The sequence below is a fragment of the Nanhaiella sioensis genome, assembly GCF_046557775.1.
GTDB lineage: Bacteria > Bacillota > Bacilli > Bacillales > SM2101 > Nanhaiella > Nanhaiella sioensis.
On sequence record NZ_JBKAEG010000001.1, the window covers coordinates 2559356 to 2576474 of the forward strand.

The following is a 17119-nucleotide window of genomic DNA, read 5'->3' on the forward strand; positions in this document are numbered from 1 at the left end:
AAAGTATACATGCGCTCTACATTTCACGGATTAGAAACAGCCCGTCGAGGCATGACGACACAGCAAACAGCGCTAAACGTCCTAGGGCATAATATCGCAAATGCAAACACACCTGGTTACACAAGACAACGAGTGGATTTCGTACAAACAGAACCTTACCCACCTGCGTCAATAAATAGACCAGAAATCCCTGGGCAAATGGGTACAGGTGTTGAAGCGGGAGAAATACAACGTATAAGGGATCGTTTTCTAGACATTCAATATAGAAGTGAAAACAGTAAGCTCGGTTATTGGGAATCTCGTGCAGAAGCCCTTTCTCGAATGGAGGACATCATGAATGAGCCTTCTGATTCAGGTTTATCAAGCACAATCGATGCTTTTTGGAAATCTTTAGAGGATTTAGCTGTTGATCCATCAAACTCAGGAGCGCGTTCAGTTGTTCGAGAAAACGGTCGTTCAGTTGCACAAGCATTTAATTACATAGCGAGCTCATTACAAGCTACACAACAGGATTTTAAAGACAAGCTAGATCATAGCATTGATGAAATTAATACACTAGCGACATTGTTGAATAATGTTAATCAGCAAATTGCTGAAGTAGAACCACACGGCTTAATACCAAATGATTTGTATGATGAGCGTGACCGACTTTTAGACCAAATATCTAATCTTGCTAACATTGAAGTATCGTACACTTCAAGTGGGGGACATGCCCCTCCAACAGCAGACGGGATTGCAACTGTCACTCTCGTTGATGATTCTGGGAACTCACTTGGCACACTCGTAGATACATCCGGTAATGTGAACGCATTAACGATTAATTACAATGCAACAAATGGTTTGGCTGAATCGATTGATTTTGACGGTAATACGATTGGTGTTGATGGTGGCTTTGCTTCAACAGGTAGCATTAGAAGTTTAATAGATTCATACGGCTATACAGATGGGACCTCAAAAGAAGGCGTTTATCCTGACATGATCAAAAAGATTGATGATATGGCCTATGCCTTTGCAACGGAATTTAACAATGTCCATCAATCAGGTTGGAATGTAAATGATATTGATGCAGGTACGCAAACCCCAGTTAACTTCTTTGAAGCACTGACGAATCCTGAAGGGGCTGCAGCTCTTCTTCAGCTATCAGCTGAAATTGAAGCATCAACGGATAACATTGCGGCGTCTGCAACCGGTCAGCTTGGGGATGGTGGTAACGCTGTCGCATTAGCAGAAGTGAAAAATAACGCATTAACAATTGATGGGGAAACGACAAATTTACAAGATTATTATGAAGGTGTTATTGGTGAAATGGCTGTTATTTCCAAAGAATCGATTGTTTTCACAAATAATGTCGGTTTATTACTTAGTACAGCAGAAGAAAATCGTTTATCCGTGAGCAGTGTATCTTTAGATGAAGAGTTTACGAATATGATTAAATTTCAGCATGCATACAACGCATCGGCAAGAAATATTACAACGATTGATGAAATGTTAGATAGAGTAATAAATGGAATGGGAATAGTAGGTAGATAGGAGGAATAAAACATGCGAGTTACTCAAACGATGATTGCTGATCGCTCACTTCGTAATATTAGTCAAGGCTACTCTCGACTCGGCGAATTACAAGACCAGTTATCTACAGGGAAGAAAATTACTAGACCTTCAGACGATCCAGTAATAGCGATGAAGGGCATAGCTTATCGAACGAACTTGACAGAGGTAGAGCAATATCAACGAAACCTTTCAGAATTATACTCATGGATTGAAAATTCCGAAGATGGGCTAGACCATGCAAACTCTGCTCTTGCCCAAGTTCGTGATCTAGTATTAAGAGGAAAAAACGGCTCGCTATCGCCTGAGGATCAACAAGCGATAGCGGATGAGCTGTCTCAAATTAAGGAAGATTTAATATCTGTAGCGAATACGAAGGTAGCTGGGAAATATATTTATAATGGGACAGCGATAGATGAAGCTCCTGTCAATGCAGGACCTCCTATAGTTGCAAATATCAATACGGATGCATTTAATATTTCTGTTTCCAACGGAGTTGATATGAAGGCAAATATAAATGCAGATAACGTGTTTAGTCAAGCACTTTTTGACACCATTCAGGATATTGAAGACAGCCTTAACGGGCTGGCATCAGGCTCAGGAGATTTTGATACACTATTAGACGAGGTTGATGGGCATTTATCTAGCCTTTCCGCTGAGCGATCTGAGCTAGGTGCGCGCTATAATCGCGTTGAGCTAGTCGAGGATCGCCTAGCCCAACAGGAGCTCATCGCTACTAAAATTTTATCTGACAATGAAGATGTAGATTTAGAGCGGGTCATTATCGATTTAACTGTACAGGAAAGTGTTCATCGTGCTGCTTTAAGTGTTGGCGCAAGTATTATGCAGCCAACGTTAATGGACTTTTTACGATAATCAATGATAAAAAATATAGCTATCTTCTATTGGAGATAGCTTTTTCATGAAATAAGGGGTGAAAGCGCTATGCAATTACCACAAATTCGTCAACAATCAAGCCTTATCCAAATGGAAATGCTGACGACACCCGCAACTGTAGAAATTGAACAACCACCAGCCGAGGTTTCGATTGAACAGCCTAAACCGGATGTATTAATAGAAACTACGCCAGGAAAGCTAACGATAGATCAGACACAGGCATGGGAGGATATGGATTTAAAACATATTTTCCGAAGAATTGAAGAAGCAGCTGAACTTGGCTATAAGGATTGGCTTGACGGACTAGAGCGTCGATCACAGCAAGGTGATGAGCTAATGCGCATTGAAAATAGAGGAAATCCAATCGCCAAGCAAGCGAAGGAAAATAGTGAACGACCATTATATGAGAAGAACATTGGTTTTATTCCTTCACATTTTAGTGTGAAAACCGATTATGAGCCTGCACAGGTTCATATCGACGTGCAAGTTCATAGGCCAATAATTGAAGTCGAAGTGCATAGACCAATTATCCGTTATCAGCCTGGTGATGTTTATACTGCTGTAATGCGCTCTAACTCATTAGAAATTGATTTTGAAAACTTGAAATTTGTCGGTAATAATTTTGAGATTGAAATTTAGTTACGGGGTTGTGAACTATGGAAATTAATACGAAATATCATGGTACGGTCAATATAAATAATGACGATATGATTACTTTTGCGAATGGTATTCCAGGCTTCTTAGATGAAAAGGAATTTGTCATTATCCCGTTTTCACAAGGGACACCATTTCAAATTTTGCAGTCTGTATGTAGTAAAGATGTCGCATTTACGCTCATAGAACCATTCTCCTATTTTCAAGATTATACTTTCGAGCTAGATAGCCGTACGCTCGATCAATTAAATATTATATTAGAGGAAAATGTCGCAATTTACAATATAATTACAGTTCATGAGCCGTTTACAAACACGACTGTTAATCTTCAAGCACCGATTGTAATAAATGCAGAAAAGCGAGTAGGAAAACAAGTCATTTTAACAAATACGTCCTACCATACAAAGCACAATTTATTTACTCAGAAGCAAAAATTAATGAAGTAAGGGGGGAGCAGATGTGCTAGTGTTAACGAGAAAAGTAGATGAGGCCATTCAAATTGGTGAAGACATCGAAGTGACAGTATTAGCCATTGATCGTGAGCAAATTAAGCTAGGTATTAAAGCACCGAAGAAAACAGAAATACATCGCAAAGAAATTTACTTGTCTATTCAACAAGAAAATATTGAGTCTGCCCTCAACTCGAAAGATATCCTACAGCAACTAAATAAAACATTAAAAAATAGTTCTAACCAACTATCATGATGGTTAGGACTTTTTATTTTTCACGCTCATTACATATATCCTGAAAATTTTACAAGAAAATATTAAAAAATCTATTAAACAATTAACAAGCGTGTCGATATATATAGTATAACTGGTAGATTAGATGCATAGGCGGCCGACTATTGTATGTAATTACCATACTTTATACCTATTCCATATGGATGTGGAATACAAAATTCAAGGAGGAATTTAACAATGAGAATTAATCATAATATCGCAGCTCTTAACACTTACCGTCAATTAACAGCAGGTAACAACGCAGCATCAAAATCAATGGAGAAATTATCTTCAGGTCTTCGTATTAACCGTGCTGGAGATGACGCAGCAGGCTTAGCTATCTCTGAAAAAATGCGTGGGCAAATCCGCGGCTTAGATATGGCTTCAAAAAACGCTCAAGATGGTATTTCTCTAATCCAAACAGCTGAAGGTGCCCTAAACGAAACACACTCAATCCTTCAACGTATGCGTGAGCTAGCTGTTCAATCAGCAAGTGACTCAAATACTGATGCTGATCGTGCTGAATTACAAGAGGAAATGAACCAATTAGTTGAGGAAATCGATCGTATATCTACTACAACTGAATTTAACACAAAGACATTATTAGACGGTACTAGAGAAGGTGTGGTTCAACAAGAAGCCTCTATAAGTTATGATAATGCAGGAGATACAGTCCTTTTTGGAGATGTGGGTTTAACTGTAGAATCTGACCTTACAGCAACACCACCTGTAGATTCTTCTGCTGAGGATATTACTGTAAATGTGAAAATTATTGAATTTGATGCTGCTAACGGTGCTACACTTCAGTTTACGGATTCATATGGAAATGTAGCTACAATGGAACACAATGGTAATGCAACAATAACTATTGATAATACAACTACCGCCGACCCTAATGGTGGAACGAATACCTTTTTAACCAATTCTGGTTCATTTACGCTAGAAATTAATGAGGACTTTTCAGCAGAGGATCTTGGGAAAGAAATAACTTTTACTGCTCGTAAAGAAGTATCTGAATTAACTGATGATCGATTGAGCTTTCATATTGGTGCGAATTCATCACAAAATATGAGTGTAAGTATCGGAGATATGAGTGCAAGTGCATTGTTTGTTGAAGGGGTTGACGTGACATCTGCTGGAGGAGCAGAAGCGGCAATATCAACAATTAACCATGCTATTGAAACTGTTTCTGCACAACGCTCACAACTTGGTGCATTCCAAAACCGTTTAGAGCATACAATTAATAACTTAGGCACATCTTCTGAAAACTTAACAGCTGCTGAGTCTCGTATCCGTGACGTTGACATGGCGAAAGAAATGATGGAATTCACGAAGAATAACATTCTTTCTCAAGCAGCTCAATCAATGTTGGCTCAAGCTAACCAACAACCACAAGGCGTACTTCAATTATTACGTTAATAACTGAAGCTAGCATACATGAAGGAGAGATCTTAGATCATCTAAGGTCTCTTTTTTTAGACACAAATATGTTATTGCATGTTAATCTTTTATAAACTATACCTCAAAGTAAAATTCAGATTGTTATTCACCATTTTAGTGCTTAGTTTCATGATGAAAAATATGAGTGCTAAACCTTTAATTATTGTTGTATCAAAGGCTACTTAGTGCTTATTAAGGCTAAGGCGCTTACAGCTTTTCTTCATTATATGAAAAGCTTTTTTATCTTGTCACAGAGAGGAGTTTATTATGAAAGTGTTTTCAGAGAAATGGATAAACACAAAATATCTTGCATTATTTTTAGTATTTTTCTTTGCGTTTTTTGTGAATCATTCTAATGCGATTGCAGAGAGTGAAATTGGGAATGATTTTATTGAATTTGATGTAGCACCTAATACTACTAATGATACTTATGCAGGAAGATTTACAATAGGAACAACTGGGGGTAACCCAGCCAATGATAGAGATAATAATAAAAAAATGCTATATGGTCATGAAGAGGGTGTTCCGTGGTCTTCTATGACTTCATTAAATATAGATGGCGTACCTTTCTGGTTTGAAGCTGATAATTCAGGTACGTATGATTACGCAAATTTATCTCATTCAACAGTACAAACGAGAGGCGATATTTCTATCCAACAAGTATTATCTATTGTGAAAAATCAAAACACAAATAATGATGATACTGTTGAAATAAAGTATCTAGTTACTAACAATGGCAATCAAAGTCATGAGGTTGGGTTACGTATTATGTTGGACACGATGCTTGGGATTAACGATGGTGCTCCATTTAGAATACCAGGGGAAGGTATTGTAAATACAGAAACAGAGTACACAGGTGATAACATTCCTGAATATTGGCAAGCATTTGATGATATTGAAGAACCAACAGTCATAACACATGGAAGCGTTTTTAATGGGACTACTTTCAAGCCCGATAAAATCCAATTTATAGGTTGGTCAAGAATAAGAGGTAAAATATGGGATTATTCGATTTTACCTGGTCGAGACTTTAGTGGTAACAACGACAGTGATGAAGATAGTGCAGTTGCTATTTATTGGAACCCAACTGTATTAGCTCCTGGTGAAGTAAAAGAATTTAAGACCTTTTATGGTATAAGTGAGCTTTCACAAGATTTAACACCACCTTTAGCATTAAGTGTAACTGGTGCGAGTATTGTAGAGGCAACCGAGAATGGCTACAGTCCAAATCCGTTTACAGTTACTGCTTATATTACTAACGTTGAAAATTATACAGAGACGAATGCTAGATTAAACATTGTTTTACCAAGGGGTTTAAAGCTAGCTGAAAATCAACAACAAGAAATAAGTATAGGTTCTTTAAATCCTAACGAAGAAAAACAAGTTTCTTGGGATGTAGAAATAGAACCAAGTGCTGACATAAGAGAGCTTGAGTATGTAGTAAATTTATTGTCAGATCATGATGAGAAGTTTGTAGCGAGAACGATTACGATACCGCCTTATGAAGTGATTAAAAATGTAGAAATTGAACCTGAAAACATCACTTTATTAAGAGGGACGACACACCAGTTAACTGTAACAGCTACAAAAGATGATGATTCCGTTGTAGATGTGACATTAGGAGAGACAGGTACAACATATAGTAGCGATGATACGAGTATAGCGATGGTCGATGAAAATGGACTAGTAACAATCCCAGAAAACGCTACAAGCGGGATCGCATATATTAGAGCATATCATAACGGAAAAACAGCAGTAGCGACAATTGAAGTACTCGATGTTACTGCAGAGAGTTTAATCTTTACGCCAGATGAATTAACGCTTGCGCAAGGAGAGACAAGTCAGCTACAAATATTAGCAAATTTGTCTGACAATACGCAAATTGATGTAACGGGTAGCACAACATATAGCAGTGCTGATGAAAGTCAAGTAACAATAGATACGAGTGGATTGATCACCATTCCTCAAGATGCACCAGGGGGCACGGTGGTCATTACAGGAAGCTATGAAGGAATTAGTGGGACTGTAACAGTGACCGTCCCAGCAGCTGTCCAAGGAATTACATTAGATCCATCAGCAGTGACGTTGGCACAAGGAGAAACGCAACAAATCTCAGTCGTAGCCAATATGTCAGATGGATCAACAAAGGATGTAACAAGCGAAGTAGCGTACAGTAGTGATGACGCAAGCCAAGCAGCAGTAGATGTGACTGGATTAATCACAATTCCAGCAGATGCTACAGGTGGAACAGTGGTCATTACAGGAAGCTATGAAGGGCATACAAGTACAACAACAGTAACCGTCCCAGCAACAGTCCAAGGAATTACATTAGATCCATCGACAGTAACGTTGGCACAGGGAGAAACACAACAAATCTCAGTCGTAGCCAATATGTCAGATGGAACAACAAAAGATGTAACAAGCGAAGTAGCGTACAGTAGTGACGACGCAAGCCAAGCAGCAGTAGATGTGACTGGATTAATCACAGTTCCAGCAGACGCTACAGGTGGAACAGTGGTCATTACAGGAAGCTATGAAGGGCATACAGGTACAACAACAGTAACTGTCCCAGCAACAGTCCAAGGCATCACATTAGATCCATCAACAGTGACGTTGGCTCAGGGAGAAACACAACAAATCTCAGTCGTAGCCAATATGTCAGATGGAACAATAAAAGATGTAACAAGCGAAGTAGCGTACAGTAGTGACGACCCAAGCCAAGCAACAGTAGATGTGACTGGATTAATCACGATTCCAGTAGACGCTACAGGTGGAACAGTGGTCATTACAGGAAGCTATGAAGGGCATACAAGTACAACAACAGTAACTGTCCCAGCAACAGTCCAAGGCATCACATTAGATCCATCAACAGTAACGTTGGCACAGGGAGAAACACAACAAATCTCAGTCGTAGCGAATATGTCAGATGGAACAACAAAGGATGTAACAAGCGAAGTAGCGTACAGTAGTGATGATGTAAGCCAAGCAGCAGTAGATGTGACTGGTTTAATCACAGTTCCAGCAGACGCTACAGGTGGAACAGTGGTCATTACAGGAAGCTATGAAGGGCATACAGGTACAACAACAGTAACTGTCCCAGCAACAGTCCAAGGCATCACATTAGATCCATCGACAGTGACGTTGGCACAGGGAGAAACACAACAAATCTCAGTCGTAGCCAATATGTCAGATGGAACAACAAAAGATGTAACAAGCGAAGTAGCGTACAGTAGTGACGACGCAAGCCAAGCAGCAGTAGATGTGACTGGTTTAATCACAGTTCCAGCAGACGCTACAGGTGGAACAGTGGTCATTACAGGAAGCTATGAAGGGCATACAGGTACAACAACAGTAACTGTCCCAGCAACAGTCCAAGGCATCACATTAGATCCATCGACAGTGACGTTGGCACAGGGAGAAACACAACAAATCTCAGTCGTAGCCAATATGTCAGATGGAACAACAAAAGATGTAACAAGCGAAGTAGCGTACAGTAGTGATGATGTAAGCCAAGCAACAGTAGATGTGACTGGATTAATTACGATTCCAGTAGACGCTACAGGTGGAACAGTGGTCATTACAGGAAGCTATGAAGGGTATACAGGCACAACAACAGTAACAGTGCCAGCAACAGTGCAAAGCATTACATTAGATCCATCAACAGTGACGTTGGCACAAGGAGAAACACAACAGATCACAGTTGTAGCGAATATGTCAGATGGAACAACAAAGGATGTAACAAGCGAAGTAGCGTACAGTAGTGATGATGTAAGCCAAGCAACAGTAGATGTGACTGGATTAATTACGATTCCAGTAGACGCTACAGGTGGAACAGTGGTCATTACAGGAAGTTATGAAGGGCACACAAGTACAACAACAGTAACTGTCCCAGCAACAGTCCAAGGCATCACATTAGATCCATCAACAGTAACGTTGGCACAGGGAGAAACACAACAAATCTCAGTCGTAGCGAATATGTCAGATGGAACAACAAAGGATGTAACAAGCGAAGTAGCGTACAGTAGTGATGATGTAAGCCAAGCAGCAGTAGATGTGACTGGTTTAATCACAGTTCCAGCAGACGCTACAGGTGGAACAGTGGTCATTACAGGAAGTTATGAAGGGCACACAAGTACAACAACAGTAACTGTCCCAGCAACAGTCCAAGGCATCACATTAGATCCATCAACAGTAACGTTGGCACAGGGAGAAACACAACAAATCTCAGTCGTAGCGAATATGTCAGATGGAACAACAAAGGATGTAACAAGCGAAGTAGCGTACAGTAGTGATGATGTAAGCCAAGCAGCAGTAGATGTGACTGGTTTAATCACAGTTCCAGCAGACGCTACAGGTGGAACAGTGGTCATTACAGGAAGCTATGAAGGGCATACAGGTACAACAACAGTAACTGTCCCAGCAACAGTCCAAGGCATCACATTAGATCCATCGACAGTGACGTTGGCACAAGGAGAAACACAACAAATCTCAGTCGTAGCCAATATGTCAGATGGAACAACGAAGGATGTAACAAGCGAAGTAGCATACAGTAGTGACGACGCAAGCCAAGCAACAGTAGATGTGACTGGATTAATCACGATTCCAGTAGACGCTACAGGTGGAACAGTGGTCATTACAGGAAGCTATGAAGGGCATACAAGTACAACAACAGTAACTGTCCCGGCAACAGTGCAAGGAATTACATTAGATCCATCGACAGTGACGTTGGCACAAGGAGAAACGCAACAAATCACAGTTGTAGCCAATATGTCAGATGGAACAATAAAAGATGTAACAAGCGAAGTAGCATACAGTAGTGACGACCCAAGCCAAGCAACAGTAGATGTGACTGGATTAATCACGATTCCAGTAGACGCTACAGGTGGAACAGTGGTCATTACAGGAAGCTATGAAGGGCATACAAGTACAACAACAGTAACTGTCCCGGCAACAGTGCAAGGAATCACATTAGATCCATCGACAGTGACGTTGGCACAAGGAGAAACACAACAAATCACAGTTGTAGCCAATATGTCAGATGGAACAACGAAGGATGTAACAAGCGAAGTAGCATACAGTAGTGACGACCCAAGCCAAGCAACAGTAGATGTGACTGGATTAATCACGATTCCAGCCGATGCAACTGGAGGCACAGTAGTCATTACAGGAAGCTATGAAGGATATACAGGTACAACAACAGTAACAGTGCCAGCAACAGTGCAAGGAATTACATTAGATCCATCAACAGTAACGTTGGCTCAAGGAGAAACACAACAGATCACAGTTGTAGCCAATATGTCTGACGGAACGACAGTAGATGTAACGAACTTAGTGACATATAGCAGTGCAGATGAGAGTTTAGCAATGGTAGACGCTTCTGGATTAATCACGACCTCACCAGACACCAATGGCGGTAATGTAGTAATCACAGGAAGCTACCAAGGAATAAGGGGCTCAACAACAGTCACCATTCCTGAAATAGTATTAAGCATTACAGCTGATCCGTTGGAAATTACTTTAAAGCCGGGAGAAAGTCAGCAGCTACTCGTATTAGCTAACTTGTTTGATAATACACAGATGGATGTAACAAGCAGTGTCACTTATAGTAGTAGTGATGAAACACTTGCAATGGTGGATGTAAATGGCCTTATTTCCATTCCAGATAAGGCTATTCCTGGAACGGTATATATTGATATGAGTTATGAAGGGAAAACAGTAAGAACGACAGTAACAATCCCGCAACCACCAACAGTCTCTGGAATTACATTTGAACCTGGTGAAGTGACGTTAAGTCAAGGTGATACTTTACAAGGTCAAGTGATAGCAAACATGTCTGACGGTACCCAAGTGGATGTGACTAATAGTGCAACATTTGATAGCAGTAATGAAAATATAGCAACAGTAGATGAGAATGGCTTGATTACAATTCCAGACAATGCACCAGAGGGAAGTGTATATGTTAGAGGTTATTACGGAGGTAAATCAAACTACGCAATTGTCACAATAGAGCCAGGGCCAGATGCAGTAGTAAGCATAGAAGTTAACCCGACAGAAGTGACGTTAAAGCCAGGAGAAACCCAGCAGTTGCAAGTAGTGGCAACAAAGGGAGATGGCTCACAAAGTGATGTGACAACAAGTGCGGAGTATAGTAGTGATAATTTAAATGTTACAGTAGATACGGCTGGTCTCATATCAATCTCAGATATGGCTGTAGCGGGTACATTCTATGTTGATATCAGCCATGAAGGTAAAACAACAAAGGCAAAGGTAATAATTCCGCAACCACCAACAGTCTTGGGAATTACATTTGAACCTGGTACAGTGACGTTAAATCAAGGTGATACTTTACAAGGTCAAGTGATAGCCAATATGTCTGACGGTACCCAAGCCGATGTAACGGATAGTGCAACATTTAATAGTAGTAATGAAAATATAGCAACAGTATATGAGAATGGCTTAATCACCATTCCAGACAATGCACCAGATGGAAGCGTATATGTTAGAGGTTATTACGGAGGTAAATCAACATACACAATCGTCACAGTAGAACCAGGGCCAGATACTGTAGTAAGCGTAGAAGTTAGTCCAACAGAAGTGACGTTAAAACCAGGAGAAACCCAGCAGTTGCAGGTAACAGCAACAAAGGGAGACGGCTCACAAGCAGATGTGACAGCAAGTGCGGTGTATAGTAGTAATAATTTAAATGTTACAGTAGATACAGCTGGATCCATAACAATCTCAGATACGGCTGTGGCGGGTACATTCTATGTTGATATCAGCCATGAAGGGAAAACTGCAAGGACAAAGGTAATAATTCCGCAGCCGCCAACAGTCTTGGGAATTACATTTGAACCTGGTACAGTGACATTAAGTCGAGGTGATACTTTACAAGGTCAAGTGATAGCCAATATGTCAGACGGTACTCAAATGGATGTGACGGATAGTGCAACATTTAATAGTAGTAATGAAAATATAGCAACAGTAGATGAGAATGGATTAATTACAATTCCAGAAAATGCACCAGATGGAAGTGTATATGTTAGAGGATATTACGGAGGTAAATCAAACTACACAATTGTCACAGTAGAGCTAGGGCCAGATGCAGTAGTAAGCGTAGAAGTTAGCCCAACCGAAGTAACGTTAAAGCGAGGAGAAAATCAGCAGTTACAGGTAACAGCAACAAAGGGAGATGGCACGCAAGCTGATGTAACAGCAAATGCAACATACAGCAGCAGTAATATAAACCAAGCAACAGTCGATGCAAATGGTTTAATTACAGTATCAGCTACAGCAGGAGCAGGCACAGTATATATTGACATGAGCTATGAAGGAAAAACAGCGAGAACGATAGTGACGGTTCCACAGCCTCCTACAGTTTCAAGCTTAACGTTTGAGCCGAATACAGCAACGTTAAATCAGGGAGAGACTTTACAAGGTCAAGTGATAGCGAGCATGTCTGACGGTACCCAAGTGGATGTAACGGATAGTGCAACATTTAATAGTAGTGATGAAAATATAGCAACAGTAGACGCAAATGGTTTGATCACTATACCGGCTACTTCACCAGGAGGAAGTGTATATATTCGTGGTTATTATGGTGGTAAATCATCATATGCAATTATTACAGCGGTTACAGTCCAAATACCACCAGATCCTAGTGAAGTTACAAACTTAACAGTTTCTCCAGACACAGTAACGTTAAAACAAGGAGAAGAGCAGCAACTACAAGTGACAGCAACACTAGGAGATGGCACACAAACTGATGTAACTGTAAATGCAACATATAGCAGCAGTAATGAAAATTTAGCAACAGTAGATGTTAATGGTTTGATCACAATATTAGCTACAGCAGGAGCAGGCACAGTATATATTGACATGAGTTATGAAGGAAAAACAACGAGAACGACAGTAACGATTCCACAACCACCGACAGTCACAGATATATCATTTGAGCCTGGTACAGTGACGTTAAATCAAGGCGAGACATTACAAGGTCAAGTGATAGCACATATGTCTGACGGTACCCAAGTGGATGTAACGGATAGCGCAACATTTAATAGTAGTGATGAAAATATAGCAACAGTAGACGCAAATGGTCTGATCACTATACCGGCTACTTCACCAGGAGGAAGTGTGTACATCCGAGGTTATTATGGTGGTAAAGGATCATATTCAATCGTCACTGTTCCTGCACCATCAAATATTACGAACATAAACGTAACAAGTCACCCACACAAGTCATTAAGACTTACAAGTGTTAATCAACAACACGAAGTGGCGAATACTAACCAACAAGACTTCACATCAAGGTTCATGTTTAGAAATATAAAACCAAGCTTTACAGATTTTAATAATATCTTATCGATATTAAAGCCTTCTTTTAATGGAAGTATGTATATGCGACATAGCTTTTATGTTATTGAGTAGTAGGATCATTCAATAGCATGAAAATATGAGCATGATGGGGTTGACTCTTTAAGGGTCAACCCTTCTTTAATAGATGGTCATGCAATTTTATTTGTTTATAGTCAATTTGTAATATTCCATTATGCTAGATGATGATCATATAATTCTTTCTTTTTATATTGAAGCTATTCTTTCCTATCAACTTTTTTCCAATATTACCGATATAATGAGTAAGCAAGCGGTAAAGGGGTGAGTTTATGGATATGAATCATATGACAACAATTGTTCCTTACACCACACCTTATATAGAAGGTCAGAAAGCTTTTAAAAATCAGAAAAATATGGAGCAGAATGTTAATAGATTATTAGAAGAAACCATAACATATGTTCCTAAATCTAGAATAGAAAAACTGTTTGATGAATTAAACAAATTTGTTGAATCGACAAGGACATCTATTAAGTACGAATACCATGAAGAATTAGAGGAATATTACGTCACGATTATAGATGATTTGACAAAAGAAGTAGTCCGAGAAATACCAGCAAAGAAAATACTAGATTTATATGCAGCAATGACAGATTTCATTGGTTTAATGGTTGATGAAAAAATATAACATATGGAGGTAATAAGATGCGTATAGGTGGTTTAGCTAGTGGAATGGATATTGATCAACTCGTTAGTGATTTAATGAGAACAGAGCGTTTGCCGCTTGATAAATTAAATCAACAAAAGCAATTGTTAGAATGGCAGCGTGATGATTATCGAGAAATGAACACGCTGTTAAAGGAATTAGATACTTTTATTTTCGAAGGAATTGATCGTGAAGGTAACCTACTGTCAAAAACAACGGTAAGCTCTGATGACAGTGTTGTGACAGCAATTGCTGATTCTTCTGCTTCGGATATTTCGACTGAGATCGAAGTGTTAAATTTAGCTAAACCAGCCACATGGATATCTGATGGGACAGCTAACTTTATGGCTGGTACAAATCGAACGATTAGTTTATCAGTCACAAATGGCGATGGAACTGTAAGTAATAATATAACGGTCGATATTTCTGATACTGACACGTTAGATAATGTTATCAAGAAGCTTAATGATACAAAGGAGCTTGATTTAAATATTTTCCACGATTCAGAAACGAACAAAGTTGTCATTACATCAAATGAACCAGGTGCACAGTCACAAATTATGATTGACGACCCTGAGACGGAGGCGTTTTTTCAAGAAATAGGCTTTACAGCAGTTGCTGGTGCAGAACTAGGTGATACGGATGGCAATGGAGTAATTGATGGCTCAGATGCACCAATTAAAACAAGTGGGGAAGATGCAGCATTTGTAATAAACGGTTTAAGCACAACCCGTTCATCCAATGAATTTAAAATTAACGGCGTATCCTATACATTAAAAGGTGAAAGCCCTGGAACAAAAGTAAGTATTTCCACATCGACAGATACAGATAAAATTGTTGATACAGTTGTACAATTTGTTGCCAAATATAATGAAATCATTGATACAATAAATGGTAAGCTTTCTGAAAGCCGTAATCGTGACTATCCACCTTTAACTAATGAGCAAATGCAGGCAATGAGTGAGACTGAAATTGAATTATGGGAAGCACAAGCGAAAAGCGGCTTAATTAGGAATGACTCAATGCTATCGAGCGGCTTAAATCAATTAAGAATAGATTTATATTCTCCAGTATCTGTTGACAATGGCTCAATTATGCTAAATGATTTAGGTATTAATACTACAAAAGACTACTTAGAAAATGGGAAGCTTGAAATTGACGAATTCACATTACGTGAGAAAATTGCCGAAGATCCAGAAGCAGTTTATGAATTGTTTAATGCAGAAGGAAGCTCTCATGAATCAAAGGGACTTGCTACAAGATTACGAGATACACTGAGCACAACGATGGAACAAATCGTAGAGAAGGCAGGAAATCCACTTAAGACAGATGAACAATTTTCGATAGGGAAAAACTTAGTATCGATCGATGAACAAATCGATAGCTTCGAAGATCGATTAATTCAAATTGAAGACCGATATTGGAGACAGTTCACTGCGATGGAGCAAGCGATCCAACGTGCAAACGAGCAATCAGCGTATTTACTTGAGCAATTCGGCGGTGGTTATTAATTAAAAGGAGTGCAAAAGTAATATGACATTAAATAATCCTTATCAATCTTATCAGACAAACTCTGTTGTCACAGCGTCGCCAGGAGAGCTTACGTTAATGCTATATAATGGCTGTTTAAAATTTATTAATCTAGCTCGCAAAGCCATTCAAGAGAATAGCATTGAAGAAAAGAACACCAATCTGTTAAAGACACAAAACATTATTAAAGAGTTAATGGGATCGTTAAACATGGATATAGAAATATCTAAAGATATGATGACGATGTATGAATATATTCATCATAGGCTGGTTGAAGTGAACATTAACAATGATGTTGAAGCACTTACAGAAGTAGAAGGACATATAACTGAGTTTCGTGATGCATGGAAGGAAGTTATCCTTATCAACCGTCAGCAACAGCCTGATCAAGGCGGGCGAGCATAGTGGATACTGTCTTAGCGTTGCACAACGTATCCAAGCAGCTGTATGACATATTACATAAGGAAATTACTAAGGATGAACGTGACGGTCATATAGCAAGTATAGAGGAACTGATAACGACAAGACAGACATTAATTGATGCGCTAAAGCCACCCCATACGGTAGAAGAGAAGAGGCTGGGAGCTGAAATAGTGTCTATCAATAAGGATATCGATGAGAGATTACTGCAATTAAAAAATACAATTAAGTTCGATTTGACTGACATCAAAAAAAGAAAGCAATCTACAAACAAGTATGTTAACCCATACAGAAGTTTACTTACAGATGGTGTATTTTACGATAAACGAAAATAGGTGACACAATGGTTACACTTGATGCTGTACAGTTTGAGATGGTTAAACAATATTTTAATTTGTTAGATACGATTGAAGAAGGCTTTGATTATGTAATTTCAAGCTTTGAAAACTACGAACAAACTGAAAGTGATCGGATTTTTGCTGATATTCATGCTGCATTTTTAAAGATTTACGAAACAAATCAATTTATGGTTCAAATCTTTCGTGAGGATGCGGATGTAGAATCTCATATCGATCAATTCGAGGATGTAGTACATGAAGTGAATAAGCTTGAAGACGTCATTTTTGACGTGGCTGCAAAGCAGAGGTTAATTGTAAGCAATATTAATCCAGTCTTCATAACATGGAAGAATTCCATTCAAAGGGCGCTACGTAAGTATATTCAACAGTAAAAAGATGTTGGTTCATTAGCATTCCCTTAACATGTATTGTTAAACAATTTGTTAGAAAGAGTTCTTAGGGATTGATCAGCTTAAAAATGATCAATCCCTTTTTAATTCCTCGCATAAAGGAAAAAGGGGAAGGTCATGA

The 17119-nt window shown here is 39.1% G+C and carries 12 protein-coding genes; all 12 read left to right on the forward strand.

The window, feature by feature from the left end; all coding sequences use genetic code 11:
* Window positions 1–9: 9 nt before the first annotated feature.
* A complete protein-coding gene (gene flgK / locus V1503_RS11905) occupies window positions 10–1530 on the forward strand; it encodes a flagellar hook-associated protein FlgK (RefSeq protein ID WP_410627151.1) in 1521 nt (506 codons plus the stop codon).
* A gap of 12 nt (window positions 1531–1542) precedes the next feature.
* Window positions 1543–2424 carry a flagellar hook-associated protein FlgL gene (flgL, locus tag V1503_RS11910; RefSeq protein WP_410627153.1) on the forward strand — a complete coding sequence of 294 codons (882 nt, stop codon included), beginning with the start codon at window positions 1543–1545 and terminating at the stop codon, window positions 2422–2424.
* Between the two features lie 69 nt (window positions 2425–2493).
* Window positions 2494–3084 (forward strand): DUF6470 family protein, encoded by a 591-nt coding sequence (locus V1503_RS11915; protein WP_410627155.1) that lies wholly within the window; start codon window positions 2494–2496, stop codon window positions 3082–3084.
* Window positions 3085–3101: 17 nt separating this feature from the next.
* The gene (gene fliW / locus V1503_RS11920; protein WP_410627157.1) at window positions 3102–3545 is read left to right on the forward strand and encodes a flagellar assembly protein FliW; all 444 of its coding nucleotides are present in this window, start codon (window positions 3102–3104) and stop codon (window positions 3543–3545) included.
* Window positions 3546–3558: 13 nt separating this feature from the next.
* Window positions 3559–3804 (forward strand): carbon storage regulator CsrA, encoded by a 246-nt coding sequence (gene csrA / locus V1503_RS11925; protein ID WP_320258076.1) that lies wholly within the window; start codon window positions 3559–3561, stop codon window positions 3802–3804.
* Window positions 3805–4020: 216 nt separating this feature from the next.
* Window positions 4021–5241 carry a flagellin N-terminal helical domain-containing protein gene (locus tag V1503_RS25185; RefSeq protein WP_496113365.1) on the forward strand — a complete coding sequence of 407 codons (1221 nt, stop codon included), beginning with the start codon at window positions 4021–4023 and terminating at the stop codon, window positions 5239–5241.
* Between the two features lie 288 nt (window positions 5242–5529).
* Window positions 5530–13689, forward strand: a complete 8160-nt coding sequence (locus V1503_RS11940; protein ID WP_410627159.1) for an Ig-like domain-containing protein — start codon at window positions 5530–5532, stop codon at window positions 13687–13689.
* A gap of 236 nt (window positions 13690–13925) precedes the next feature.
* Window positions 13926–14282 carry a flagellar protein FlaG gene (gene flaG / locus V1503_RS11945; protein WP_410627161.1) on the forward strand — a complete coding sequence of 119 codons (357 nt, stop codon included), beginning with the start codon at window positions 13926–13928 and terminating at the stop codon, window positions 14280–14282.
* Window positions 14283–14299: 17 nt separating this feature from the next.
* A complete protein-coding gene (locus tag V1503_RS11950) occupies window positions 14300–15811 on the forward strand; it encodes a flagellar hook-associated protein 2 (protein WP_410627163.1) in 1512 nt (503 codons plus the stop codon).
* 22 nt (window positions 15812–15833) lie between these two features.
* The gene (gene fliS, locus V1503_RS11955; RefSeq protein WP_410627165.1) at window positions 15834–16235 is read left to right on the forward strand and encodes a flagellar export chaperone FliS; all 402 of its coding nucleotides are present in this window, start codon (window positions 15834–15836) and stop codon (window positions 16233–16235) included.
* Window positions 16235–16585: a flagellar protein FliT gene (gene fliT, locus V1503_RS11960; RefSeq protein WP_410627167.1), complete on the forward strand. Its 351-nt coding sequence runs from the start codon at window positions 16235–16237 to the stop codon at window positions 16583–16585. Before fliS ends, fliT begins: the two co-directional genes overlap by 1 nt.
* Window positions 16586–16593: 8 nt before the next feature.
* A complete protein-coding gene (locus V1503_RS11965; RefSeq protein WP_320257592.1) occupies window positions 16594–16980 on the forward strand; it encodes a DUF8042 domain-containing protein in 387 nt (128 codons plus the stop codon).
* Window positions 16981–17119 lie beyond the last annotated feature (139 nt).